The following is a 25,405-nucleotide window of genomic DNA, read 5'->3' on the forward strand; positions in this document are numbered from 1 at the left end:
CGGCGCCACATGGAAGAACTGAACAGGAGGCTGGCGGCTGCAGCCGAACGCAAGGCGCGGAAGGAGAAGCTGGAGCGGCAGGCTGCCCGCCTGGAGGAAGAGTACCGCAGCGCGGCGGCCAGGGCCGAGATGCTGAAGCGGCAGCTTGCCAAAGAGCAGCGCGACGTGGAGCGGCTGGAGTCGGGCTCCCTCGGGTCCCTGCTTGCCACGTTGTTCGCCAACAGAACCGAACGGCTGGACCGGGAGCGGCAGGAGGCCGCCGAGGCCCTGGTGCGCTACGAGGAGGCCCGCCTGCACGCCGAACAGCTCCGTGAGGACCTGGAGGCCGCCCGGGCAGAGGCCGCCGGGCTGGCGGGCGCGGATGACGAGTTTCAGGCCCTGCTGGCTGAGAAGGAGCACCGCATCCGGGCCGAGCAGGGGCCTGCGGCCAGCGGCTTGCTGCAACTGGATGAGGAGGAGGCCGAGGCCCGGAATCGCCTGCGCGAGATCGCCGAGGCGCGTGCGGCGGGCGCGACCGCGCAGTCCGGACTCGCCCGCGTGACTGAGCTGCTGCAGTCCGCTCGCAACTGGGGAGCCTGGGACATGCTGGGCGGCGGCTTCTTCTCGACCATGGTGAAGCACTCCCGCATCGATGCCGCCCAGGCGGAACTGCAGGCGGTGCGGCATGACCTGGACGTCTTCCGGCGGGAGCTGGCCGACGTGGGCAGCTTCGTGAATCTGCCGTCGATCGACCTCAGCGGGTTCGCCCGGTTCGCGGACTACTTCTTCGACAACTTCTTCGTCGACTGGGCGATTCAGAACCGCATCGGCGAGGCTCATCGGAAGGTCGACGAGGCCCGGAGGCAGGTCGACCACCTGCTGGTGTGGCTGGATGAGGAGGACCGCCGGGTCCGGCAGGCCCTGGCAGACGTCCAGCGGCGGCGGGAGCAGCTCCTCACCGAGCTGGGGGGCAGGCCCTGAACCGGCAGAGCGGCGCATTCCGACGGGAATGCGCCGCTGTTCCATGTATGGTCACAACGTCACTGCCTCGGCCGGCCCTCCGCGCTCCACTCCCGGCAGACCGGCGCAAAGCCCAGCCTGGCCGCCAGGTGGAGCAGGTAGAGTTCCGACACGGGCAGGCGGCAGAGCACCCGGTGCCCCTCTTCCAGACCCGCCTGCACCGCCGCCGAAAGCGCAGCGGTGCCGTAGCCCCGGCGCCGCTCCCCCGGCCGGGTAAACAGGTACCGCACGGGCACGTAGCCGCCTTCCGGCGGGCCCATCGCCGCGCAGGCGAGCAACCGGCCGTCCCGCACCACACCAAACAGCCGATCGCCCTCCCGAAGCTGCAGCGGTTCTACCTGGTTGTACAGGCCGATCTCATCCGGCGCGATCTCAACGGCCATTTCCGCGCGCTGATCGGGCTGGAACTGCTGCCGGTCCGCCACGCAGAGCAGGTGCTGCACCGTCTGCGCGCATTCCAGCGAGCCCTGCACCAGCTCCTGCAGCCAGGGCCGGTACGTGTTGATGCGCACCTGTGCGGTGGGCGGAATCCAGGCAAGCAGTTCCAGGGCTTCGGCAGACGCCGCCGCGTCCAGCTGGATGCGGGTGATCAGGGGGCCGCTCCGGCGCCAGTCGGGACGGCTGACCAGCATGAGGGCCTTCACGCGCCCGGGGTCGTCCACGATCGCGGCGAAGCCGGGCCGCGGGCCTTTCTCCAGCGACCGGAGCAGGGCGAAGCCCACCTCTGGATGGCGCCTGGCGTAATCGAGGGCCGGCGCCAGGTCTCGCAGTTCATACGGCATGGCCACCACTCCTGAGTTTGAGGATACCACAGGGAATCCTGCAAACCCATCCAGCGAAAGGGCCATTTCCCCCCACGCGTATCAGAAAAAACGGATCTGACGGGGGCCGATGAACGTCCGCCGGTGCAGGGGACAGGGGCCGTGCCGCTCCAGCGCCTCCAGGTGCTCCTTCGACCCGTACCCCTTGTTGCGCGCAAAGCCGTACTCAGGGTAGAGCGCGTCGTATTTGACCATCATGCGGTCGCGGGTCACCTTCGCCAGAATCGACGCAGCGGCGATGGAGAGCGACTTGCGGTCTCCGCCCACCACCGGCCGCTGCCAGCCCGGCCACTGGGGAATGGGCCGGTTGCCGTCCACCAGCAGCGCGGCCTCCGCCAGCCGGCCCAGGCGCGCCGCGGCCATGGCGCGGGCCGCCTCCGCCGCCTGGGCCATCGCCTCGAAGGTCGCCTGAAGGATGTTGATCTCATCGATCCGGGCCGCCTCCACGATGCCCAGGCCCCAGCCGACCGCCACCTCCTGCACGGCCGCGAAGGCGGCCTCCCGCCGCTTCTCGGTCATCCGCTTGGAATCGTCCACCCCGGGCAGCGAGGCATCCGGCGGCAGGATGCAGGCCGCCGCCACCACCGGCCCGGCCAGCGGGCCGCGGCCGGCCTCATCGACACCGATCACCTGGCAGCCGTGGCGCCACAGCACGTGCTCCATCCGCAGATCCGCCATCCTGCCGCACCTCCTTCGCACACATCCCGGCCTGCTCCCCATGGGCCTTCGCCCGCCCCGGTCACCGCTCGTCGTGAGTGGCCCGCCCGTCCCCGCTGATGGGGATGACCGGACCCAGAAAGACCGGGCGCCGGCGTACGGCCACCTCGCCGAACGCCTTCACCCGCGCCGCGAACTCCCGGGCAGCGTAAACCCGCTCGACCCCGTACCGGAACCGGTCCGCCGCCACCCCCTGTGCGTCCAGCCCCAGCCTGGTGGCGATCCAGAGGGCCCGCGGGAGGTGGAACTCCTGGGTGACGACGATGACGTCCTCCACCTGGAAGATCGCAGCCGCGCGGTACATGGAGTCGTAGGTATCGAACCCGGCGTGGTCCAGGAACAGGTCCTCCGGGGGCACGCCCCGCTCCTCCAGATACCGCCGCATCGCGTTCACTTCATCATAATCGGGCCTGCTGTGGTCGCCCGAAAGCAACAGCTTCTGCACCTTGCCCGCCCGGTACAGCTCGAGAGCCGTCTCCAGCCGGTCCCTGAGCATGGGCGTGGGGCGCCCGTCGGCGCCGACGCCGGCGCCCAGCACCAGCGCCACCTGCGCCGGCTCCGCGGCCGCCGCCGTCGTGATGAGGCTGCGGCCGGGGAAGAAGACCAGCGCGTTGATGATCAGCAGCAGAGCCAACCCCAGCGCCGCGAGCGCGGACAGGCGCCGGCCGAACCTGACAAACCGCTGCACCCGCTGCCCTCCTTCCGCTGGGCATCACTTCTTATTGGACGTTGTGCGCCTCCCATGTGTTCACCTGCGAGGTGTATGCACACGGACAGGCCCGCAGCCGATCCTGTTTCGGCTGCGGGCCTGTCCATCACGGCAGCACTTCAAAATAGATGGTTTCGGAAACCCCGATGTGCTCGTGCCGTGGGTTGGCCAGCTCCACGTGAATCTTGTACTCACCGGGTTCAATATCGGGCACCCGGTACGTATAGCCGTAGATCATGGCTTCGGGACCGTCGTTCAGGTAGATGTGCACGTGGCCGTCCTTGCCCACCTGCCAGTTCTCCGTCTTCACGTGCACCACCAGGGTCCCGTCTTCCTGCGTCGCGGTCACCGTCAGCTTGGGCTCCGCGGTCTGCTTGCCCCCACAGCCCGCCAGCGCGAGCGACGCCGCCATCGCCGCCGCCAGCAGGGCCTTCATTCCCCACCGCCTCACTCGGCCACGCCTCCTCCCGCCAGCTCAGGTTCCGGCGCGGCCGGCCGCCGGCGCCAGGCGATCACCGAACCCACCGCCAGGACCGCGGCCGCCACCACGAACAGCACCCGCGTCCAGGTGAAGAGCGGTTCAATCTGATCCATGAGAAGGTACTGCTCCGGCACGGGCACGCCGGGCTCCACCGGAAGCGCGATCCGGTGCACATCGCCCCCGATCGCCAGATCGATGACGACCTCATACGGCCCCGCCACGTGCGGCGCCGCCCGCCCGCGGTAGGTGCCCGGCGAGACCTCCTCCATCACCACGGGCGCGCCTGCGCGGCCCCCCTGCGGCCTGGCGTACAGCTCCACCTGCTGCCCTTCCACCAGCCCGCCGTACACGTCCACCAGCCGGGCCACCACGGTGCCCTGCTCGTCCACCGACACGTAACCGAACAGGTCCATGGCGTGCCCCAGGGCCGGCTGCCACGACGCCGCCAGCAGCGCCGCCGCCAGGGCCAGGGGCAGCAGCCGCCCACCCACACGACTCCTCACCCGCAACTCCCCCCTGTGCGCGTGATCGCCCGCAGGCTGCTCCCCCCGGCCTGCGGGCGCTGGGTCAAAGGAACTACTCCAGGCGGATCAGGCCGTCTACTTCATAGACGCACTCGCCATCCCCCCGAGGTACGGTTCCCGCCTGGGTCACGGCGGGCGGAACGTCCGCGCAGGTCTGGGCCACGCCCTCGACCATGGCCTTGCACAGATGGCAGACCTGATCCGGATGGGCCGAGGCCACCTCGTGGAAGCCGCACGATTTCAGCACCAGGCTCGGCCGGCCATCCTGCCCTCTGACCACCCGGGCCGAGACGCCGAGCCGGTTGAGCGCGACGGCGCACGACTCCAGCAGCTCCAGCGGCCCCGAGGCACCGTTGGCGGCGCTCAGCGCAGGCGCCAGCTTGGCCATGGCCTCCTGCCCCAGCCTGCGGCCGAAGGACTGGCCGATCTGCTCCACGGCCTCCTTCCCGCCCTCCCCCAGGAGGGCCAGCGACTGCACCAGGAGATCGGCCAGCAGCTGAAAGTCGCGGGGCGGCACGGTGGTCAGCGAAACCGCGCTGCCGGAGGGCTCGTACACGTAGCTGGGCCGGCCGCCGCGGCCGGTCTTCTCGGTCCGCTGCCTGAGCAGGCCCACCTCGGCGAGCCGGTTCAGGTGCATGCGCGCAACATTGGGATGAAGGTCGAACCGCCGGGCCACCTCCGCCACGGGCACCGGATCGGGCGCGACCAGCACGTACTGATAGATGTTGTACCGGGTTGGGTCGGCAAGAACGGCACTGATCTTCTGCGGATCCCGTTCCAAGTTCTCCCCCCCATTCACCCTGCCCGGGCTGTCCGTCACCCTCGGGCAGCATCGCACGTCTATACTTACGACACAGTTGGGTTAAAAATCTCGGAATGGACCCGATAACACTATTGACACGGTGTAAATCTGGTCCATACAATGAGGCGTGAACCTGTACCGCGGCCACAAACTGGCTTGCATCCTATTTTACACTGTATCCACAGTGCAAAACAAGTGTATAGGTTGCGGCCATTTTCCGGTCCCAGGGAATGCTAGGACCGGCAGCGCCGGGGGCCGGTTGCACGCCGCTCGGCCAAGCAAACCCAAAACTGAAAAACCCAAGTTTCATGCGTGTGAAAGGAGTAGTGCGATCGTGACCACTGGCGCTCCGCTTGTCGTGCGGAACCTGCATGTGAGCATCGATGACAAGGAGATCCTGAAGGGCCTCGACCTGGAGGTCAAGCCGGGTGAGATCCACGCCATCATGGGCCCCAACGGCGCCGGCAAGACGACCCTCGGCTTCGCGCTGATGGGCCACCCCCGGTACGAGGTCACCGAGGGCACCGTGATGCTCGGCGACCAGAACGTGCTGGAGATGGAGGTCAGCGACCGGGCCAAGGCCGGGCTCTTCCTCGCGTTCCAGTACCCGTTCGAGATTTCCGGCGTCACCGTGGCCAACTTCCTCCGCCAGGCCGTGAACGCCGTGCGCGGCGAGGAGATCTCGGTGTGGGACTTCCAGGAGATGCTGTCTGAGAAGATGAAGCTCCTGGAGATGGATGAGTCCTTCGCCGGCCGCTACCTCAACGAGGGCTTCTCCGGCGGCGAGAAGAAGCGGAACGAGATGCTGCAGATGGCCCTGCTGGAGCCCAGGTTCGCCATCCTCGACGAGACCGACTCCGGCCTCGACATTGACGCCCTGAAGGTGGTGGCCAAGGCGGTTAACTCCCTGCGCGGCCCGGACTTCGGCGCCATCGTCATCACGCACTACCACCGCATCCTCGATCACATCAAGCCCGACGTGGTGCACGTGCTCATGGACGGTCGCATCGTGAAGACCGGCGGCCCCGAGCTGGCCCTGGAGATCGAGAAGAAGGGCTACGACTGGATCAAGGCTGAACTCGGCATCGTGGACGAGGCGGCCGAGGCGGGGGTGAAGTAGCGCGATGCCCACGGTCACCGAACCCCGCTTCCTGGAGGAGCGGCGCAAGGCCGCCCAGACGCTCACCGGAACGCTCTCGCTGCCCGCGAAGACCGATGAGGCATGGCGGCGCACCTCCCTGGAGGGGCTGGATCTCCTCCAGTACCAGCCCGCGCCTGCCCGCGTCACGCTGAAGGGCACGGTGCCCGAGGGCGTCGTCTTCGCCGAGCTGACCCAGGCCGCCGCCGAGCACGCGGAGCTCATCGAGCAGTACCTGGGCAAGCTCTTCCCGATGGAGCAGAACCTCCTCTCCGCTGCCCAGGCCGCACATCTGAACGGCGGTGTGCTCCTGTACGTGCCCCGCGGCGTCGTCGTGGAGGAACCGCTGGAGGTGGTCTACGAGGCCAGGGACGGCGAGGCGCAGTACGTGCACACCCTGGTCATCGCCGAGGATAACGCCGAGGTCACCCTGCTGGAGCGGTACGAGGGCACCGGCGACTACCTCAGCGTCGCGGTGGTCGAGGTCTTCCCGCTGCAGGGGGCCCGGGTGCGCTACGGTTACCTGCAGAACCACTCCCAGGACGCCTGGGCCTTCGCCTTCCGCCGCGGCCTCACCGGGCGCGACTCCACCCTGGACTGGGTCGGCGGCGAGTTCGGCGGCAGCCTGGTGCGCTCCGAGATCGTGAACGACGTGGCCGGCGAGGGCTCCGAGTCGAACCTGAAGGTCGTCTTCGGCGCCACCGGCCGGCAGCACCAGGACATCGTGGCCTCGCAGGTGCACAACGGCTCCTTCAGCCGCTCCGACATCCTGGGCCGCGGGGTCCTCTCGGGCCGTGCCCACACCGTCTTCCGGGGCAACGGCCAGATCAACCATGCCGCCAAGAATGCGTCCACTTATCAGCGGCAGCAGGCCCTGGTGCTTTCGGACAAGGCCCGGGCCGACTCGATTCCGGCCCTCATCATCAACGAGCATGAGGTCGAGGGCGCCGGCCACGCCGCGACGGTGGGCCAGCTGGACGAGGAGCAGCTCTTCTACCTGATGGCCCGCGGCCTCACCCGGCAGGAGGCCGTGCGGCTGCTGGTCATGGCCTTCCTCGCGCCGGTGCTGGAGCAGATCCCCGTCCAGGAACTGCGCGACGAGATGATCCGCCTCATGGGAGAGAAGGTGAGCTAATTGGCCCTGGATGTGGCCCGTATCCGGCAGGACTTCCCGATTCTCCACCAGGAGATGAACGGCCATCCCCTGGTCTACCTCGACAATGCAGCGACCACGCAGAAGCCGCGCCAGGTGATCCAGGCCCTTGTTGAATACTATGAGGGCTACAACGCCAACGTCCACCGCGGCATCCACACCCTGGCCGAACGGGCCACGGACGCCTACGAAGGGGCCCGGGCAAAGATCGCCCGGTTCATCGGCTCCCCCTCGCCCAACCAGGTGGTCTTCACCCGCAACGGCACCGAGGCCCTGAACATGATCGCCTACGGCTGGCTGCGCCAGCGGCTGCGGCCGGGGGACGTCATCGTCACCTCGGGCATGGAGCACCACTCCAACCTCATTCCCTGGCAGCAGGCAGCCCAGGCGGCCGGGGCGCAGATCAAGTATATCGAGCTGCTGCCCGACGGCACCCTGAACCAGGAGCACTACGACCGGCTGCTGGCGGAGGGGAACGTGCGCTTCGTGGCCTTCTCCGGCGCCTCCAACGTGCTGGGCACCCTCAACCCGATCAAGGAGATGGTCGCCAAGGCGCACCAGGTGGGGGCGAAGGTGGCGGTGGACGCCGTGCAGGTGGTTCCCCACATGCCCGTGAACGTGGTAGACTGGGATGCGGACTGGATCGCCGCCGCCGGCCACAAGATGCTGGCGCCCACCGGCACCGGGTTCCTCTGGGGCAAGATGGAGCTCCTGGAGGAGATGGAGCCCACTTACTTCGGCGGCTCGATGATCTCCGAGGCCCACCTCTCCGGCGCGAAGTGGGCCGAGTGCCCGGCGAAGTTCGAGGCCGGCACCCCGAACATCGCGGACTTCATCGCCTTCGGGGCGGCCGTCGACTACCTCTCCTCGCTGGGCATGGAGAACGTGTACGCCCACGAGAAGGCGCTCACCGAGTACGCCTGGGAGCGCCTGTCCGAAATCGGCGGCATCCGGCTCTTCGGTCCCCGGCAGCCCCGGGCGGGGCTGATCAGCTTCGACGTGGAGGGCATTCATCCCCACGATCTGTCGGCCGTGCTCAACGCCGACGGCGTCGCCATCCGGGTGGGCCACCACTGCGCCCAGCCGCTCATGGAGATCCTCGACGTGCCGGCCACCAACCGGGCGAGCTTTTATATCTACAATACGCAGGCGGAGATCGACCGGTTGGTCGAATCCCTCCTCCACGCAAAGGAGTTCTTCGGCTATGACGTCTGAGGCTCGGCATCCGGTGAACCTGAGCGCTCTGTACCAGCAGGTCATCCTGGACCACTACAAGAAGCCGCGCAACAAGGGGGCGGTGGAGCGCGCGGTGCTGAAGAAGCACCTGCACAACCCCACCTGCGGCGATGACGTGGAGGTCCAGGTCAGCCTGGGGGAAGACGGCAGAATCGACGACGTCAAGTGGAACGGGCGGGGCTGCTCCATCTCGATGGCCAGCGCCTCGATGATGTCCGTCGCCCTGAAGGGCAAGACGCTGGCGGAGGCGCAGGAGCTGATGCAGAGCTTCTACCGCATGATTCAGGGCGAGGAAGGCAATTACAAGGCCCTGGGCGAGATTCAGGCGCTCTCGGGCGTCAGCAAGTTCCCCGTGCGCATCAAGTGCGCGACCCTCGCCTGGCACTGCCTGGAAGAGGGGATGAAGGAGTACGAAGGAGGGGACGCGAATGGTTAGCCAGCCGCGCGACATCGTCGGTGAGTATAAATACGGGTTCCGTGACCCGGAGAACTATGTCTTCAAGTCTGACAAGGGACTGACCCGCGAGATCGTGGAGTCGATCTCCCGGTTCAAGAACGAGCCCGAGTGGATGCGGGAGATCCGGCTGAAGGCCTTCGAGGTCTTCCACGCCAAGCCGATGCCGACGTGGGGCGTCGACCTCTCCGCGATCGACTTCCAGAACATCCACTACTTCGTGCGGGCGACCGACCGCCAGGGCCGCTCCTGGGACGAGGTGCCCGAGGAAATCAAGCGGACCTTCGACCGCCTGGGCATTCCCGAGGCGGAGCGGAAGTTCCTGGCCGGCGTGTCGGCGCAGTACGAGTCGGAGGTCGTCTACCACAACATCCGGAAGGACCTTGAGGCGCAGGGCGTCCTCTTCTGCGATATGGACACCGCCGTGCGGGAGTACCCCGACATCGTGAAGGAGTACTTCGGCACCGTCGTGCCGATGACCGACAACAAGTTTGCGGCGCTCAACACCGCCGTCTGGTCGGGCGGCTCCTTCATCTACGTGCCCCCCGGGGTCACCGTGGAGATCCCGCTGCAGGCCTACTTCCGCATCAACACGGAGAACATGGGCCAGTTCGAGCGGACGCTGATCATCGTGGACGAGGGGGCCAACGTCCACTACGTGGAGGGCTGCACCGCCCCCATCTACTCCACCGACTCGCTGCACGCGGCGGTGGTGGAGATCATCGTGAAGAAGGGCGGCCGCTGCCGCTACACCACCATCCAGAACTGGTCCACCAACGTCTACAACCTGGTGACCAAGCGGGCCGTGGCGTACGACGACGCGGTCATGGAGTGGGTCGACGGCAACATCGGCTCCAAGGTGACGATGAAGTACCCGGCCATCTACCTGATGGGCCCCGGGGCCCGGGGCGATGTCATCTCCATCGCCGTCGCCTCGAAGGGCATGATCCAGGACGCCGGCGCGAAGATCTACCACTTCGCTCCCGACACTTCCTCCCGCATCACCTCCAAGTCCATCTCCCGGGACAGCGGCAACACCACCTACCGGGGCCACATCCTCGTGGAGCCGCAGGCCGAGCGGGCGAAGGTGAAGGTGGAGTGCGACGCGCTGATCTTCGACGACTACTCCGAGTCGCACACCATCCCGTATATGGACATCAAGAACCAGAACGTCGCCATCGAGCACGAGGCCACCGTCTCCAAGGTCTCCGAGGAGCAGCTGTTCTACCTGATGAGCCGCGGCCTCTCCGAGGAGCAGGCCCTGACGATGATCGTGATGGGCTTCATCGAGCCCTTCGCGAAGGAGCTGCCGATGGAGTACGCGGTCGAGCTGAACCGCCTCATCGAGATGGAGATGGAGGGCTCGGTCGGCTAAGGAGGTTGCTTCGGCATGGCCCTGGTCAAGGTCGCAGAGCTCGGCGAGATTCCCCCGGGCGGATGCAAGCGGGTGCTGGTGAAGCGTCATCCCATCGCCATCTTCCACCTGGACGACGGATTCTACGCCATCGACGACACCTGCACCCACGCGGAGGCCTCGCTCTGCGAGGGCCAGCTGATGGGCGACCAGGTGGCCTGCCCCCTGCACGGGGCCCGGTTCGACATCCGGACCGGGAAAGCCCTCACCCTCCCGGCGGTCACCCCGGTGGAGACCTACCAGGTGGTTGTTCAGGGGAACGATATTCTGGTGGAGGTGTGAGGACCGGTGGCACAGATCACCAAGGAACAGGTACTCAAGGTGCTCGAGCGGGTGAACGACCCCGAGCTGCGCATCAACATCGTGGACCTCGGCCTCGTCTACGACGTGGAGATCACCGAGGACAACAACGTCGGCATCGACATGACGCTGACGTCGCAGGCCTGCCCGGTCGGACCCCTGATCCAGATGCAGGCCGAGGCGGCCCTGAAGTCCATCCCCGGCGTGAACCAGGTGGATGTGCGGATGGTCTGGGATCCGCCCTGGACGCCGGACCGGATGAGCGAGCGGCTCAAGAAGGCCCGGCAGATGGGGCTGCTGTAACCGAATCACGACTCACCGGCACGGGTGCGCCCCGTGCCGGTTTCGCGTTGTGGCGACAATACGCGTTGACTGTCAACATTATGCAGAATTCTTCATTTTTTCTGGGAGGAAAAATGAGTCCTGTGTCGAAGAGTTGTGGGCACCAGCAGAGGTGCTCACCTGTGCGGAAGTCATTCCAGATCCACCCTCGGCTTCACTCCTCGCTGCCCCTCACTCGCTCCTAGCTACCACGGACCCAGGGGGTTGATGGATTGGCGCAGCAGGTGCGGTTAGTGGTGGCCGTGCAGCAGCCGGAGGAACGGGCCTACCTGAGCAGCGCGCTGACCGGACCCGACATGCGCGTGCTCGGCGAAACCGGCAACGGGCAGACGGCCCTCCTCCTCGTCAGCCAGCTGAAACCGGATGTGATCGTGCTGGACAGCGACCTGGAGGGCCTGGACGGCCTGAACGCCGCCCGCCAGCTCCTCCAGGACCAGAGCGTCGCGGTGGTCATGCTGGTCCACCACCACCACCTGGCTGCCGCGCGCAGCCTCGCCGAAACCGGCGCCGCCTGCTGCCTGATCAGACCCTGCTCGCCCCAGCAGCTGGACCTGGCGGTTGCCGCCGCCGCCCGGGCCCGGGCGGAGCGGCTTGCCCTGCTGAAGCGGGCGCAGACGGCCGAGCGTCGACTCGCCGACCGGCAGTACGTCGAACGGGCCAAGGCCCTGCTCATGGCCCAGGAGCGCATCAGCGAGGAGGAAGCCTACGTTCGGCTGCGCCACATGAGCATGAAGAGCCGCCGCAGCATGGGCGACGTGGCCCACATGCTGCTCCTGAACCACTCGTTGAGATCCACCTGAAACCGCACAGCCGCAGAGAACTCTTCAGGGAGGTGACCAGGCATGAGGCTGGACAGGGACCTGATGGCCGTCCAGCAAATGCGGGAGGCGGTCAGCCGGGCCTACGAGGCGCAGCAGAGGATGAGGCATTTCTCGCAGGAACGGGTGGATGCCATCGTGGCCGCCATGGCGAAAGCCGGCGAGGCGGCGGCGGAGAGCCTGGCCCGGGAGGCCGTGGAGGAGACGGGCATGGGCGTGGTGGCGGACAAGACCGTCAAGAACCTGCTCGCGACCCGCGATCTCCACCGGCACATCCGCGACATGAAGACCGCGGGCATCATCCGGCACGACGCCGAGCGCAAGGTCATCGAGATTGCGGAGCCCGTCGGGGTGATCGCCGCCCTCACGCCCACCACCAACCCCACCTCCACCGCCATGTACAAGGCGATCATCGCCGCCAAGTCCCGCAACGGCATCATAATCAGCCCCCACCCCCGGGCCGCCGCCTGCACGTGCCGGGCCGCACGCATCGTGGCGGAGGCCGCGGTGGAGGCCGGCGCGCCGGAGGGGCTCATTCAGTGCCTGGAAAACCCGCACCTGGAGGCCACCCAGGCCCTGATGACGCACCCGCAAGTCTCCCTGATCCTGGCGACGGGCGGGTCGGCGATGGTGAAGGCCGCCTACCGCTCGGGCACCCCGGCCCTGGGAGTCGGCCCCGGCAACGTGCCCGCCTTCATCGAGCGCACGGCTGACGTGCCCAGGGCGGTCTCCCACATCATCGCCGGCAAGACCTTTGACAACGGAACGGTCTGCGCCTCGGAGCAGGCGGTCATCGGGGACGCCCCCGTCGCCGACCAGGTGGTGGCCGAGTTCCGGCGCAGGGGCGGCTACTTCCTCTCCCCCGGGGAGACGGAGCGGGTCTCTGCCGCCGTGATCCGGGGCAGCGGCGTGAACCCTGCGGCGGTGGGCCAGCCGGCAGCCAGGATCGCCGAGATGGCCGGCATCCGGGTCCCGGCGGGCACCCGGGTGCTAATCGCCCCGCTGGACGGGGTGGGTCCCGAGTACCCCCTCTCCCTGGAGAAGCTCTGCCCGGTGCTGGCCTTTTACACCGCCGCCGACTGGCGGGAGGCCTGCCACCGGTGCATCGAGCTCCTGGAGTTCGGCGGCATCGGCCACTCCATGGCCATCCACTCCCGGGATGAACAGGTGATCATGGCCTTCGCGCTGGAGAAGCCTGTCTTCCGCATCCTGGTCAACACCCCGGCCACGCACGGCGCCGTGGGGGCCACCACCGGGCTCGCCCCGTCCATGACCCTGGGGCCCGGCGCCATGGGCGGCAGCGCCACCTCCGACAACGTCGGCCCGCTCCACCTCATCAACATCAAGCGGGTGGCGTACGGCCTCTGGGAGCCCGACCCTTCGCAGGAGTCCGGCGCCACGTCCGCGGACATCGAGCGGATCGCCCGGGCAGTGCTGGCAGAGTTGCGGGGCCGCTGAGCGGGCGGAGACGGTCGTGAGCGTGGAAAGGGACCACGGCGCGCGGAGGAGGCACGAAACCATGAATGCGGCCTTCATTCGGGAGCGGGTGGCGGCAGCCGGCGTCGTCGGCGCGGGTGGGGCGGGCTTTCCGACCCACGTGAAGCTCAGCAGCCAGGTGGAGTGGCTCATCGCCAACGGAGCCGAGTGCGAACCCCTCCTCTACGCCGACCAGGCGCTGATGGAGCACCGGGCGGCGGCCATCGTCCGCGGCCTGGTGCTGGCCCGGAAGGCCACCGGGGCCAGGCGGACGGTGATCGCGCTGAAGGCGAAGTACCGCGCCGCACGTGAGGCCCTGGCCGGCCCCGCCGCCGAGGCCGGGATCGCGCTTTTCCCCATGGACGACTTCTACCCCGCGGGCGACGAGCACATCATCGTCCACCAGGTGACGGGCCGTACGATCCCCTCCGGGGGCATCCCCCTCCACGTGGGTGCGGTGGTGCAGAATGTGGAGACCCTGGCGAACATCGCCCGCGCGGTGGATGAGGAGCGGCCCGTGATCACCAAGTTCCTGACGGTCGCCGGCGCCGTGCGCAGCCCCGTCACCGTCGAGGCGCCGATCGGGGTCCCCCTGGGCGCCCTGGTGGAGCTGGCGGGCGGACCCACCGTGGCGGACTACGTGCTCATGGAGGGCGGGGTGCTCATGGGCCGCCTCGCCGGGCCGGAGGAGCCGGTGACCAAACGGACCGGCGGTGTGGTGGTGCTCCCCCGCCAGCTCCGGTGGGTGCAGCGGCTCGCCCAGCCGTGGGAGATCGACAAGAAGCAGACCACGGTGTGCATCCAGTGCAACTTCTGCACCGAACTCTGCCCCCGCTACCTCCTGGGCCACCACATCTTCCCGAACAAGGCCATGCTCCAGGTCACCTACAGCCCCGACGACGAGGCAGCCCGGCTGGGCGCCTACCTCTGCTGCGACTGCGGCCTGTGCGAGGCTTTCGCCTGCCCCGAGCTGCTGATGCCGCGGCAGGCGGTGATCCACATCAAGCAGGAGCTGTCGCGGCAGGGGATCCGGTACCGGCCGGGGGCGACCCCCGAGCGGGAGCCCCACCCCTTCATCGCGGAACGCCGGGTGCCATCCCACCGGGTGGAGGAGCGGATCGGGGTGAGCCAGTACGACCGGAAGGCGCCGCTGGTGGAGGCCGCGGTCGCCTGCCCGGCCGTGAGCATCCGCCTGGACCAGCACATCGGCAGCCCGGCCGAGCCGCTGGTGCGCGAGGGCGACACCGTGACAGCCGGCCAACTCATCGCCAGGCCGCCGGAGGGCGCCCTGGGCGTCGTCGTCCACAGCAGCGTGACCGGCAGGGTCACCGCGATCACCCGCCAGGCCATTCAGATCGCCTGTGCAGACGGACCGGGCCCTTGTCCAACGTGTGTTGACAAGTGGCCGTGACTCATCAACCCCACACTGACAGCTCAACCGCTACCGACTGCCCGGCGGACTCGCCAGGCGGCGCGTGCGACCTCGGTCGCCCCCGATCATGCGCCCCAACCCGCGCAGCCGGCGGCCGTTGGCCCACTCAACCAGCCCCTCTGCCACATGCGGCGGCATCTGGTCCGGGCTGAACAGGACCAGCGCGCGGATGGGGTTCTCCGCAGCGGTGTGCATCATCATCCGGAAACTCGGGTTCTCGTAGTCCACCTTACCTCCGGCCCCCCGGGCCACCACCCGCTCCAGCACCTTGTAGAGCAGCTTGAACAGCAGGCTGCTCTCTTTCATTTCGTTGATCGAGCTGTTCAAGTCGAAGCGGCCCCGGGTCGGCGGCCTGTATTCGGGGTAGACGGGGTGGATGGTGAGGAAATCCTGCTGGCTGGGCACGCCCTGCAGCGCGTAATACCAGTCGCTGCACGGGGTCCTCACCGGGGCCACCCCCTCCACCTCCACCCGGGCCGTCAGCCGGATATCCGCTGAGCTGGCCCCGACCTCCAGGAGATACTCCCCCGCCTCCACCACCCAGTCCTTCCGGTCCGGGTCGTAGATGGCAAAGGCACGCCTGTCCAGGTGGAAGGTGACCGTGCGGGCCTCCCCCGGCCTCAGGGGCACTTTCGCAAAGCCCTTCAGCTCCTTCGCCGGCCGGTAGGCCCCGCCCGTCCGCGGCGCCACGTACAGTTGTGCCACCTCGGCGCCATCCCGGTCGCCCACGTTGGTGACGACCGCGGTGACCTCGAAGGCATGGGGGCCGGTCTGCCGCACCTGCAGGTCGGAGTAGGCGAAGCGGGTGTAGGAGAGGCCGTGGCCGAAGGGGTAGCGCACGGGCACCCCCGCGCTGGCGAAGTACCGGTAGCCGCAGTACATGCTCTCCCGGTACGGGGTCTGCCAGGGATTCTGCAGGTAGTAGCTGCTGCTCACCACGTCCTCGTACCGGAAGGGGTAGGTCTCGGCCAGCTTGCCGCTGGGGTTCTCCGCGCCGAACAGCAGGTCTGCCGCAGCCGTCCCGCCCGCCTGTCCGGGGAGGTGCATGTGGAGGATCGCCTTCACCCGGTCCGCCCAGGGCAGTTCCACCGCCGATCCGCCGAACAGCACCACGATCACCCGGTCGCACGCCGCCGCCACGGCCTCCGCCAGGGCGTTCTGGTTGGCGGGAAGGCGCATGTGCGGCCGGTCAAAGGCCTCGCTTTCGTAGAGGTCGGTGAGGCCCAAACAGAGGATGGCAGTCCCGGCCTCACGAGCCAGGGCCACCGCCTCATCCACCAGCGCCGGGTCCGGCGCATCCCGCAGCGTGTACCCCGGGGCGAAGCGCACCTGGTCGGTGTACTGCGCGAGCCCGTCCAGCAGGCTCTCCAGCCGGGTGGGCGTGACCTGGGAGGAGCCCGTGCCCTGGTACCGCGGGGTCCGGGCCAGCTCGCCGATGACGGCCACCTGCGCCCCAGCGGCCAGCGGCAGCGCCGGGCCGTCGTTCTTCAGGAGCACGGCGCCGGCGGCGGCGATACGCCGGGCCAGCCGGTGGTGCCGGTCATGCAGATGGCGCCTGTCGTGAAGGTCTGCGGGCAGGGCGCCCCTGTCGCTCCGGGTCGTACGGTCGATCAGGGTCAGCAGACGGTCGACGCTCAGGTCGATGAACCGTTCGTCCAGGCGGCCCTCCGCCACCGCCTCCCGGACCTCCCGGTCGAAGCGGCCCCGGCTCCCGGGCATCTCCAGATCCATACCGGCCCGGAAGGCAGCCACCCGGTCGTGGGTGGCGCCCCAGTCGCTGATCACGGCGCCGTCGAAGCCCCACTCGTCCCGCAGAATGTCCGTCAAGAGGCGCCGATGGTCGCTGCAGTACACTCCCTCCACCTGGTTGTAGGCGCACATCACCGCGGTGGGACAAGCCTCCTTCACCGCGATCTCGAACGGCACCAGGTAGTACTCCCGCAGCGCCCGCTCGTCCACCCGCACGTCGGTCGCCATGCGCTTGGTCTCCTGGTTGTTCAGGGCGAAGTGCTTCAAGGCCACCCCCACACCCCGGCTCTGCACCCCGGCGATCCAGGCGGCGGCCAGCTTGCCGGCCAGGTACGGGTCCTCGCTGAAGTACTCGAAGTTCCGGCCGCAGAGGGGGTTGCGCTTCATGTTGACACCCGGGCCGAGGATGATGTTGACCTCTTCCATCGCCGCCTCTGCGCCCAGGGCCTCGCCCATCTCCCGCACCAGGTCCACGTCCCAGGTGCAGGCCACGGCGCTGGCGGTCGGGAAGCAGGTGGAGGCCACGCTCGCGTCGAGGCCCAGGTGGTCGCCCGCCCCGGTCTGCTTGCGCAGGCCGTGGGGGCCGTCGCACATGAACAACGCCGGAATGCCGTGGTGGGGAAAGGCTTTCGTGGTCCAGAAAGAGGCGCCTGAGCAGAAAGCGATCTTCTCTTCCAGGCTCATGTTCGCGATGGTCGCTTCGTGCTTCAGCAATGCCGGTCCCTCCCGTTCCCCCGCCGACCGGGGGCGGTTTCACCTGATCACTTCGGCAAGGGCTGCCTTCCCCCTCCGTCTCCCGGGCGCCAGGCAACTGTTCGTCTCCGCTGGACCACCTGCTCAGCGTGGCCGTAGTGCCTCATGCTAGCGTTGATGTCCTCAGGCGACGTGAACGGTGAACAAATGAGCCACCTGATTTTGCGGTCTGGCTCAATCGGCCACCCGTCATACATCAACTACCTGACTGGCCGCCCTCGGAGGTTCGACTGCGCCCTTCACCGCCTGCTTATGGTTGGTCTCAGCCTTAGGACACAAAGGGCGTCGCAACGCAACCGGGGCAAATTTCGACTTCGTCCGCCAGGCAAGTGGCAATCCGTCGCACTTCCTCCCTCCTGTACCACTGAACCATTCCGGCCTGTGATGTGTATGTTCAGTGAACAGACGAAATGGGGGGGATTCGGTGAACGACCGGGCTGCGGATCGACGTTGCGGGCCCGGAACTGGAGCGTGGGGTGGAGCTGGCTCGCGGGGTGCAAGTGGACGAAACCGGGGGATGAAATGATAAGGCGCTCATGCTGGAGAAGACGCTGGAGTTCATCCTGAAGCACAGTGACTTGTGAAACATCCACGTCCCTGCCGCGTGCGCAGCAGGAATTGACGGAACCCTTCGAGAAGCGAAGAAGCACAGCGATATGCCCAAGAGAGGAGTGGTTCCGGAATGACGAATCTTCCCGTTCTTCCTGGCGCAGAACCGCTGTACAGCGTCGGCAACCGCACCGGCGTCCTGGTCTCGCATGGGTTCACGGGCACACCGCAGTCGATGCGCTTCCTGGCCGAGGGCATCGCCAGGGCGGGCTACACGGTGGCCATGCCCCGTCTGAAGGGGCACGGCACCACGCCGGCCGACATGGCCCAGGCGACCGCCTCTGACTGGACGGCGGACATCGTGGCGGCGATGCGCTGGCTCGAGGAGCGCTGCGACACCCTCTTCATGACCGGCCTCTCCATGGGCGGCACGCTGACCCTCTGGGCCGCTGCCCAGTTCCCGGACCGGTTCGCGGGCATCGTCCCCATCAACGCCGCCGTATCAATAGACTCCCCGGACATGGCCGCGCTGGCCTTCGCGCCGGACGCGCCGGCTGAACTGCCGGGCATCGGCAGCGACATCAAGGCCGAGGGCGTGAAGGAGCTGGCCTACCCGGTCACCCCGGTGCCGGCCATCAAGCACCTGATCGCGCTGGGCGCCGTCACGCACATGATGCTCCCCCGGGTCAAGTGCCCCGCGCTGATCATCACGTCCCGGGAGGACCACGTGGTACCGCCCCGCAACGGCGAACTGATCCTGAACGCCATCTCCAGCGAGGAGAAGGAGCTGTTCTGGCTGGAGAACTCCTACCACGTCGCCACGCTGGATAACGACAAGGAGCTCATCCTCGAAAAGACGCTGGAGTTCATCAGGAAGCACAGCTGACCCGGTTTGCGCGTGAACCGGGGCTGTCCTGCAGCGCATCAAGCTGCCGGGACAGCCCCGGCCCTTTTTGTCTTGGCCCGGGGCGCGGCGGGCCGACCGGTGGCCAGCCCCGCCAAAGCAGGACCAGCGACAGGCGGGGTAGAATAATACTCCGTCAAATTCGAATCTTGCGCGGATATCTCCCCTGGGCCCGAACAGGCGCATCGCAGCGCATGGCGTTGGTGGGCGTCAACCCATCAGCCCCGGAAGGTCCAGCGGCAAGCCACCAGCGGAGCGGGAGGAACGTCCGATGAAGCACCCGGCGGTCGTAATGCTCTTCTGGATATCCTTTTTCGCCCACATGGCGGATCGAGAGGCAGGCTTTGCCTGGTTGCGCGTCGTGTTCTACCTCTTCGCAGCGGCCACGGTGATCGGCCAGTGCCTCACCACCATGGCAGACAGCCGCAGGCAGCGGATGTTCAGCAGCCTGGCGCACCTCGCCCTTGCTGCATTGCTCTTCAGGTGGGGCGGCCGGACGTTCGCCGTTTTCATCGCGTTCCTGGGCGTACTGCCCCTGGCCGTCGCGGAAGCGGTGCACGTGTCGCGCGCCGCCCGCGGCTGAGCCGGTGAGGCCGGCGAGATCGCAGGGCGAGGCGCCCGTGCCAAAGCCCGTCCAAAACAAAAGGCGCTATCCCCCGGTCATGCCCGATGACCACGGGGACAGCGCCCTTTTTCCTGTGTTCCGCGCCAGCGCGCCTACCAGTGCCCAGCCGTCCTACACCACCACGCTGTATCCGGCCGGCACGTAGCTGCAGGCGGGGTCCTCCTCCAGCCAGTCGCCGAGCACCGTGAAGGCCCGGGCACGGGATCCGCCGCAGACCTCGCGGTACTCGCAGGCGCCGCAGCGGCCCTTCAGCTTGCTCGGGTCGCGCAGCAGCCGGAAGACCTCCGACTCCCGGTAGATCCTGGCCAGGGACTCCTCCCGCACGTTGCCCGCATTCCAGGGCAGGAAGCCGGAGGGGTTGACCTCGCCGGTATGGGAGATGAAGATAAAGCCCTTCCCGTCGTTGACGCCCTGCCCGGGGATCTTCATCCCCTTCTGAAGCAGCACGCGCCGCCAGTGCGGGGCCTCGGTGGTCTTGATGGGGAACGGGGCGGTGCGGCTGTACTCCGCCAGCCACTCCAGGACCTCCTCGGTCTCCTCGGCGGTGAGCATGTCCTCCATCTGTCCGCGCCCGGTGGGGATGTGGAAGAACACGGACCAGAGCGCCACCCCGATCTCCTCCACCTTCTCCGCGATCCGGTCCAGCTCCCTCCAGTTGTGGCGGGAGACGGTCGTGCCGATCTGGGGCACCAGGCCGGCCTCCCGCGCGGCGGCAATGCCCTCCATCGTCCAGCGGTACGAGCCCTTCACCCCGCGGAAGGCGTCGTGCGCCTCCTCGTCAGCGTGGTCGAGGCTGAAGGCCACCCGGTGCAGGCCCGCTTCGGCGCAGCGCTTCATGTTCGCCAGATTCGCGAGGCGGGTGCCGCTTGGGCTGCTGGACACCCGCAGCCCGATGGAGGTCGCGTACCGGATCAGGTCGGGCAGGTCCTTCCGCATGAACGGGTCGCCCCCGGTGAGCACGAAGAGCGGGGGGGCGAGCTCCTTCACCTGATCGATGAGCCGGCAACCCTCTTCGAAGGTGAGCTCCTGCGGATCCCGCCGGGGGATGGCCTCGGCGCGGCAGTGCCGGCAGGCCAGCGCACAGGCTCGGGTCACTTCCCAGATCACGATGAGCGGACGCTCATTGAAATCCACCTTGGGCAGTTCCCGAAACACGGGAAAGTCACACCTCCCACAACTCGCAGCACATGTATATAGCTTAAACCTACCGGCCCGCAGCGTCTATGGGTATCCGGTGCTACGACATCGGGCCCGGTCTGTATTTTTGCAATACATTCCGAAGACCATCGGGGCGGGGCCCGCACAGTAGTTAGATGCGGTCACGCCTCCTCATTTTTAGGGTCATATGGCGGGGCACAAACGGACCAATTAGGAGACATACCTGACCGATGTACCCATTGACCTTTGTTCAAGTTACAAGAAGAATAGGTATATGGTTCTGAGGAGGTGTATGGCTTGCCCACCCGCCCCACACCGCTCACACGCCGCCTCTTCGCCGCGCTGCTCCTGCTTTTCTTCGTTCTCATCGGCGCAATCGTCGTCTCGGCAGCGCTCGGGCCGGTCAGCATCCCCTGGGATCACACTGCGGCCATTCTCCTGAAACGTGTCGGCATCGCCACCAGCATCCCGATCACCGAACGTGAACTCCTGATGGTCGACCAGATCCGGCTGCCCCGAATCCTCGTGGGCGGACTGGTCGGGGCCGCGCTGGGCGTCTCCGGCGTCGTGATGCAGGCCCTGTTCCGCAACCCCCTGGCAGAGCCGGGGGTCGTGGGCGTCTCCAGCGGTGCAGCCCTGGGCGCGGTGGGCGCCATCTACTTCGGCCTGGCTGGCGTGAGCCGCTGGTTCATGCCGGCCGCCGCGTTCGTGGGCGCGATGTTCGCCGTCATCATCGTCTTCCTGGTCTGGACCCGCAGCCGGCGCTCCGGTGCAGGGACGCTGCTGCTGGTGGGCATTGGCATCAACTCGTTCCTGAGCGCCGTCATCAGCCTGATGGTCGCCAACGCCCCCAACGAACACGAACTGCGGGGCATCATCTACTGGCTGCAGGGCGGTCTCGAGGCCCGCACCTGGGAACACGTGCACCTGGTCGCGGGGCCCATCCTGCTGGGGTGCCTGCTGCTCATGGCCTTCGCCCGGGATCTGAACATGCTCCTGCTGGGCGACGACCACGCCCGCACCTCCGGCATCGACGTGGCCCGCACCCGCGGCGCCCTGCTCGCGATCGCCTCGGTCGTCACGGGAGCAGCGGTGGCGGTGAGCGGGATCATCGGCTTCGTGGGCCTCGTCATCCCCCACAGCATCCGGCTGGTCGCCGGACCGGACCACCGCCTCCTCCTGCCGGCCAGCGCCCTGGGCGGCGCCGCCTTCCTGATCATCGCCGATACCGTCTCCCGCCTGGCCTGGAACCCCATCACCATCCAGGTGGGTGTGGTCACGTCGCTCATCGGAGCGCCGTTTTTCCTTTACCTGGTGCTTCGTGGCGACAGGAAAGGAGCGACTCGATGAACCGGATTGCCGCACAGGCGGTCAGCCTGGAAGTTGCCGGCCGCCTGATCCTGGACGCCGTGAGCATGGAAAGCGGCCCCGGCCGCTTCACCGGCATCATCGGCCCCAACGGGGTCGGCAAGTCCACCCTCCTGCGGATCATGGCCGGGCTGCTGAGCCCCACCCGCGGCGAGGCCCTCCTGAACGGCAGCCCCGTTTCCCGTCTGGGCGCCCGCGCGCTCGCCCGGGAGCTGGCTTACCTGCCGCAGGAAACCCAGATCGACTTCGCATTCCCGGCCTGGGAAGTGGTCATGATGGGCCGCCACCCGCACCTGGGCCGCTTCAGCGTGGAGGGCCGGCGCGACGAGGAGGCCGTCCGGCGTGCGATGGAGCTCACCGGCACCCTGCACCTGGCTGAGCAGCCGGTCACGACCCTCTCCGGCGGCGAGCGGCAGATGACCTTCCTCGCCAAGACCCTGGCGCAGGAGCCCAACGTCCTGCTCCTGGACGAGCCCATCTCCGCACTGGACCTCAACCATCAGCTCCGGGCCCTGAACCTGATCCGCTCCCTGTGCAGGGAGGGGATGGCCGCCATCGCCGTGCTGCACGATCTGAACCTCGCGGCCCGCTACTGCGATGAGCTGGTGCTGCTGGCCAGGGGCCGGGTGCTGGCCATGGGCAGCCCGCGCGCGGTGCTGACCCCGGCCAACCTGAAGGAAGCCTACGGGGTGACGGCCATGGTGCGGACGGACCCGCTTACCGGCTGCCCGCACGTCGTCGCTTTCGACGATCCGTCGGAGTCACGGGACAACCGCCGCTTCCACGTGCTGGCCGGCGGAGGCACCGCCGGTCCCACCCTGGCCCAGCTCGTCCGGCGGGGGGCCAGCGTCACGGTGGGGCCGGTGGAGGAGCGGGATCCCGACGCGCAGCTGGCCCGCGCGCTGGGCCTGCCGGTGCTGACCTACCCGCCGTTTCATCACCTGCCGGACGGCATTCTGCATGAGGCCGGCGAGTGGCTCAACCGGGCCGACCTGATCCTTGCGGCTCCGGTGCCCCTCGGCCCCGCCAACGCCGCCCTGGAGCGGCTTCTGAAGGGCAGGCAGGTGCTCCCGCTGGGGCCCAGACCCCAGACCCAGGCCCTGCTCCTCACCGACCTGCTGCCCCAGAAGCCCGCGAACCTGGAGCACATCCTGGCTTCCTGAGAAGGGGAGGGTATGCGAGTCATGAAGTCGACCATATCCAGCCAAGGCCGCGCATCCCGCCGGTTCCGGCACCTGGCCGTCCTACTGATCGGCCTCCTGCTCCTCGTCGCCTGCGGGGGCGGCCCGTCTTCGGGCGAGCCCGGGGAGGCGGAGCCCGATCGCGCCGAGCCCGGCGCGGAACAGACTGCACAGGCGCCGCAGCGCATCGCCGCCCTCTCGACCAACGTCGCCGAGATCGCGCTGCAGCTGGCCGGTCCGGAGCGCATCGTCCTCATCGGCCGGAACGCCCTGAACCCGGCCCTCAGCAACCATGCCGACCTGGCCCGGCAGGTCCCCAACACCATCATCGACGGGGCCAGCCTGGACCCCGAGCAGGTGCTGGCCCATGAGCCAGATCTCATTCTGCTCACCGGCCGGCTGGGGGCGGAAAAGGACGCCATCGCCGTGTTTGAGGCGGCCGGCGTGCCCCTCCTCTCCTTTTCGGACTGGTCTTCCATCGCGGCCTTCCAGCAGAACATGCTGACCATCGGCGAGGCGCTGGGGCCCGAGTCGGCGGCCAGGGCGAGGGAGATCGTGGACGACATGAACCGGCGCCTGGCCGAAATCGAGAGCCGGGTTCCCGAGCAGGAGAACCCCCCCAGCGTCCTGATGATCTCCAACCAGGCCACACGGCCGCTCATGGCGGGCCCGGACAGCCTCAGCTACGAGCTGATCATGCGGGCCGGAGCGGTCCCGGCGGTGGACAGCCTGGGGCTCACGCGGTCGATGCCGGCGGGCGTGGAACAGATCGTTCAGGCCGACCCGGACTACCTGCTGCTCGTGGACGTGCTCGGCAGGGGCGAGGACTCCTTCAGGGAGCTGATGGAAAACCCGGGGATGGCCACCGTCAAGGCCGTGCAGAACGGAAACGTGCGCCTGGTGCCCGCCCGCTCGTTCTACTCGGCCAGCACCGGCATCGTGGACGGCCTGGCAGAACTGGTGGAGTGGCTCTATCCGTAAGAGACAGCCCCCCGGCCATTCGGGCCAGGGGGCTGCGTTTGTGTGTTGGCTAGTTGGCCGGCAGCACGGGCACCTCGACCTGCGGCATCTCGCCCACCAGCGAGTTCAGGAAGGCGACGATGTCATCCCGCTCCTGGTCGGTCAGGTCATGGCCGAGCTGCACCTTGGCCATAATCGTCACCGCTTCCTCCAGGGTCTCCACCGAGCCGTCGTGGAAGTACGGGCCGGTCAGCGAGATGTTGCGCAGGGTCTGCACCCGGAAGAACTTCTCGTCGTTCGGATCGCCCGTCCAGCTCGCCTTGCCGGCGTCGTTGCCCCAGTCGAACTTCATCATGGCGCCGCTGGAGAGGGCCGGGCCGGCGTGGCAGGACGTGCAGCCGATCGCCTCAAAGGTCTCCATGCCGCGGATGGCCTGGGGCGAGAGCGCATTCTTGTCGCCCCGCAGGTAGCGGTCCAGCGCGTCGTTGGGGGTGATCAGCGTGCGCTCGAAGGCGGCGATGGCCTTGACGATGTTGTCGAAGGTGATGGGATCCTCCTCGCCCGGGAAGGCCTTCTCAAAGTACTCGTGGTAGCCCTTGATCGACTTGATCCGCTCCACGGCCATGTCGGCGGGCATGTTCATCTCGGCTTCGGCCTGGATCGGGCCCTTGGCCTGCTCCTCCAGCCCCTGGGCACGGCCGTCCCAGAACTGGTTCTGGAAGAACGCCGCGTTCAGCACCGTCGGGGCGTTGCGGGGGGTCTGCGCGAAGCCGTGACCGAACGACACCGGGAGACGGTCGGTGCCGCCCAGGCCCAGGTTATGACAGGTCGCACAGGAGATCACGCCGCTGCTGCTGAGCCGTGGATCGAAGAAGAGCATCTTGCCGAGCTCCACCTTCTCAGGGGTGGACGGGTTGTCCGGGTTGTCAGGCGCTGCCACGATGGTGGCGAAGCTGCCCTGGCGGACTTCGGTGAGTTCACCCGACGAACCCTGCGACTTGGTGGAACTCGAGCTACAGCCTGCGACCATGACCATGACGAGGGCTCCGACCAGCGCAATCCAGCGCTTCCGTCGAAACATGCCTGCATCCTCCTCTGCGTGGTTCCACGGCGTACGCCGTTTGTAATCTCACGATAAACTAGAATCTTTCTAGACACAAAGACGTAATGTTGATATCCGTCATAATTCCGGGTTATGTCTTGCGCGGGGCGTCAAAGCCATTCCCGGTGCGGTTTTGCGGCATTGCATAAGGCCGGCGCTGCTGGCCGGCCTCTCAGCCAAAAGGACTACATTGTCCGCCCGAGCCCTGTCCTGCCGCCCCCGCGGACGGCGCGGAGCATC

25 protein-coding genes are annotated in these 25,405 nt (G+C 67.8%); 16 read left to right on the forward strand and 9 right to left on the reverse strand.

All coding sequences use genetic code 11. The annotated features are described in order from the left end of the window. Positions 1–9 precede the first annotated feature (9 nt). Complete coding sequence (locus ACZ45O_RS06645) at positions 10–960, forward strand: hypothetical protein (RefSeq protein WP_464856757.1); 951 nt, start codon at positions 10–12, stop codon at positions 958–960. Positions 961–1,019: 59 nt separating this feature from the next. On the opposite strand, the gene ACZ45O_RS06650 is transcribed toward ACZ45O_RS06645, so the two are convergent. The 6 genes from ACZ45O_RS06650 to ACZ45O_RS06675 form a co-directional block, all read right to left on the reverse strand. Further along, complete coding sequence (locus tag ACZ45O_RS06650) at positions 1,020–1,781, reverse strand: GNAT family N-acetyltransferase (RefSeq protein WP_464856759.1); 762 nt, start codon at positions 1,779–1,781, stop codon at positions 1,020–1,022. Between the two features lie 81 nt (positions 1,782–1,862). Further along, the gene (locus tag ACZ45O_RS06655; RefSeq protein ID WP_464856761.1) at positions 1,863–2,498 is read right to left on the reverse strand and encodes a ribonuclease HII; all 636 of its coding nucleotides are present in this window, start codon (positions 2,496–2,498) and stop codon (positions 1,863–1,865) included. Positions 2,499–2,559: 61 nt separating this feature from the next. Continuing rightward, positions 2,560–3,225 (reverse strand): SanA/YdcF family protein, encoded by a 666-nt coding sequence (locus tag ACZ45O_RS06660; RefSeq protein WP_464856763.1) that lies wholly within the window; start codon positions 3,223–3,225, stop codon positions 2,560–2,562. A 127-nt stretch (positions 3,226–3,352) separates the two neighbouring features. Next, a complete protein-coding gene (locus ACZ45O_RS06665; protein ID WP_464856765.1) occupies positions 3,353–3,697 on the reverse strand; it encodes a hypothetical protein in 345 nt (114 codons plus the stop codon). Beyond that, positions 3,694–4,230, reverse strand: coding sequence for a hypothetical protein (locus ACZ45O_RS06670; protein WP_464856767.1), 537 nt, complete (start codon positions 4,228–4,230; stop codon positions 3,694–3,696). Before ACZ45O_RS06670 ends, ACZ45O_RS06665 begins: the two co-directional genes overlap by 4 nt. Positions 4,231–4,303: 73 nt before the next feature. Further along, positions 4,304–5,032, reverse strand: coding sequence for a helix-turn-helix transcriptional regulator (locus ACZ45O_RS06675; RefSeq protein ID WP_464856769.1), 729 nt, complete (start codon positions 5,030–5,032; stop codon positions 4,304–4,306). 355 nt (positions 5,033–5,387) lie between these two features. Here ACZ45O_RS06675 and sufC point away from each other — a divergent pair, with 355 nt between their 5' ends. From sufC to ACZ45O_RS06725, 10 genes are all read left to right on the forward strand, one after another. Beyond that, on the forward strand, positions 5,388–6,173 hold the full coding sequence (gene sufC, locus ACZ45O_RS06680) for a Fe-S cluster assembly ATPase SufC (RefSeq protein ID WP_464856771.1): 786 nt from the start codon (positions 5,388–5,390) through the stop codon (positions 6,171–6,173). Between the two features lie 4 nt (positions 6,174–6,177). Beyond that, positions 6,178–7,326 carry a Fe-S cluster assembly protein SufD gene (gene sufD, locus ACZ45O_RS06685; protein ID WP_464856773.1) on the forward strand — a complete coding sequence of 383 codons (1,149 nt, stop codon included), beginning with the start codon at positions 6,178–6,180 and terminating at the stop codon, positions 7,324–7,326. After that, complete coding sequence (locus tag ACZ45O_RS06690; protein ID WP_464856775.1) at positions 7,327–8,559, forward strand: cysteine desulfurase; 1,233 nt, start codon at positions 7,327–7,329, stop codon at positions 8,557–8,559. It begins immediately after the preceding gene. After that, positions 8,549–9,016: a Fe-S cluster assembly sulfur transfer protein SufU gene (gene sufU / locus ACZ45O_RS06695; RefSeq protein WP_464856777.1), complete on the forward strand. Its 468-nt coding sequence runs from the start codon at positions 8,549–8,551 to the stop codon at positions 9,014–9,016. The genes ACZ45O_RS06690 and sufU overlap by 11 nt, the downstream gene beginning before the upstream one ends. Next, the gene (sufB, locus tag ACZ45O_RS06700) at positions 9,009–10,409 is read left to right on the forward strand and encodes a Fe-S cluster assembly protein SufB (protein ID WP_464856779.1); all 1,401 of its coding nucleotides are present in this window, start codon (positions 9,009–9,011) and stop codon (positions 10,407–10,409) included. Before sufU ends, sufB begins: the two co-directional genes overlap by 8 nt. Before the next feature lie 15 nt (positions 10,410–10,424). Beyond that, complete coding sequence (locus ACZ45O_RS06705) at positions 10,425–10,730, forward strand: bifunctional 3-phenylpropionate/cinnamic acid dioxygenase ferredoxin subunit (RefSeq protein WP_464856781.1); 306 nt, start codon at positions 10,425–10,427, stop codon at positions 10,728–10,730. Between the two features lie 6 nt (positions 10,731–10,736). After that, positions 10,737–11,051: a metal-sulfur cluster assembly factor gene (locus ACZ45O_RS06710; protein WP_464856783.1), complete on the forward strand. Its 315-nt coding sequence runs from the start codon at positions 10,737–10,739 to the stop codon at positions 11,049–11,051. 251 nt (positions 11,052–11,302) lie between these two features. Beyond that, the gene (locus ACZ45O_RS06715) at positions 11,303–11,890 is read left to right on the forward strand and encodes an ANTAR domain-containing response regulator (RefSeq protein ID WP_464856785.1); all 588 of its coding nucleotides are present in this window, start codon (positions 11,303–11,305) and stop codon (positions 11,888–11,890) included. 42 nt (positions 11,891–11,932) lie between these two features. Next, positions 11,933–13,366: an aldehyde dehydrogenase family protein gene (locus ACZ45O_RS06720; RefSeq protein WP_464856787.1), complete on the forward strand. Its 1,434-nt coding sequence runs from the start codon at positions 11,933–11,935 to the stop codon at positions 13,364–13,366. A gap of 61 nt (positions 13,367–13,427) precedes the next feature. Continuing rightward, positions 13,428–14,795: a 4Fe-4S dicluster domain-containing protein gene (locus tag ACZ45O_RS06725; protein WP_464856789.1), complete on the forward strand. Its 1,368-nt coding sequence runs from the start codon at positions 13,428–13,430 to the stop codon at positions 14,793–14,795. A gap of 30 nt (positions 14,796–14,825) precedes the next feature. Here the strand turns inward: ACZ45O_RS06725 and ACZ45O_RS06730 are convergent, their stop codons facing one another. Next, positions 14,826–17,279 (reverse strand): glycoside hydrolase family 3 C-terminal domain-containing protein, encoded by a 2,454-nt coding sequence (locus ACZ45O_RS06730; RefSeq protein ID WP_464856791.1) that lies wholly within the window; start codon positions 17,277–17,279, stop codon positions 14,826–14,828. Between the two features lie 721 nt (positions 17,280–18,000). On the opposite strand from ACZ45O_RS06730, the gene ACZ45O_RS06735 reads away from it, so the two are divergent. Together ACZ45O_RS06735 and ACZ45O_RS06740 are read left to right on the forward strand one after the other, a co-directional pair. Beyond that, the gene (locus ACZ45O_RS06735) at positions 18,001–18,753 is read left to right on the forward strand and encodes an alpha/beta hydrolase (protein ID WP_464856793.1); all 753 of its coding nucleotides are present in this window, start codon (positions 18,001–18,003) and stop codon (positions 18,751–18,753) included. A gap of 289 nt (positions 18,754–19,042) precedes the next feature. Then, positions 19,043–19,354 (forward strand): hypothetical protein, encoded by a 312-nt coding sequence (locus ACZ45O_RS06740; protein WP_464856795.1) that lies wholly within the window; start codon positions 19,043–19,045, stop codon positions 19,352–19,354. A gap of 153 nt (positions 19,355–19,507) precedes the next feature. Here ACZ45O_RS06740 and ACZ45O_RS06745 read toward each other — a convergent pair whose 3' ends face one another. Then, complete coding sequence (locus tag ACZ45O_RS06745) at positions 19,508–20,551, reverse strand: radical SAM protein (protein ID WP_464856797.1); 1,044 nt, start codon at positions 20,549–20,551, stop codon at positions 19,508–19,510. Between the two features lie 300 nt (positions 20,552–20,851). Here ACZ45O_RS06745 and ACZ45O_RS06750 point away from each other — a divergent pair, with 300 nt between their 5' ends. From ACZ45O_RS06750 to ACZ45O_RS06760, 3 genes are read left to right on the forward strand one after another with little or no spacing between them, the layout of a single operon-like run. Further along, entirely contained in the window at positions 20,852–21,904 is a 1,053-nt protein-coding gene (locus ACZ45O_RS06750) for a FecCD family ABC transporter permease (RefSeq protein WP_464856799.1), read from the forward strand. After that, positions 21,901–23,085, forward strand: a complete 1,185-nt coding sequence (locus ACZ45O_RS06755) for an ABC transporter ATP-binding protein (RefSeq protein WP_464856801.1) — start codon at positions 21,901–21,903, stop codon at positions 23,083–23,085. Before ACZ45O_RS06750 ends, ACZ45O_RS06755 begins: the two co-directional genes overlap by 4 nt. Positions 23,086–23,106: 21 nt before the next feature. Continuing rightward, entirely contained in the window at positions 23,107–24,084 is a 978-nt protein-coding gene (locus ACZ45O_RS06760) for an ABC transporter substrate-binding protein (protein ID WP_464856803.1), read from the forward strand. A gap of 49 nt (positions 24,085–24,133) precedes the next feature. Here ACZ45O_RS06760 and ACZ45O_RS06765 read toward each other — a convergent pair whose 3' ends face one another. Beyond that, positions 24,134–25,144, reverse strand: coding sequence for a cytochrome-c peroxidase (locus ACZ45O_RS06765; protein WP_464856805.1), 1,011 nt, complete (start codon positions 25,142–25,144; stop codon positions 24,134–24,136). Positions 25,145–25,405: the final 261 nt, after the last annotated feature.

The sequence above is a fragment of the Symbiobacterium turbinis genome, assembly GCF_055383075.1.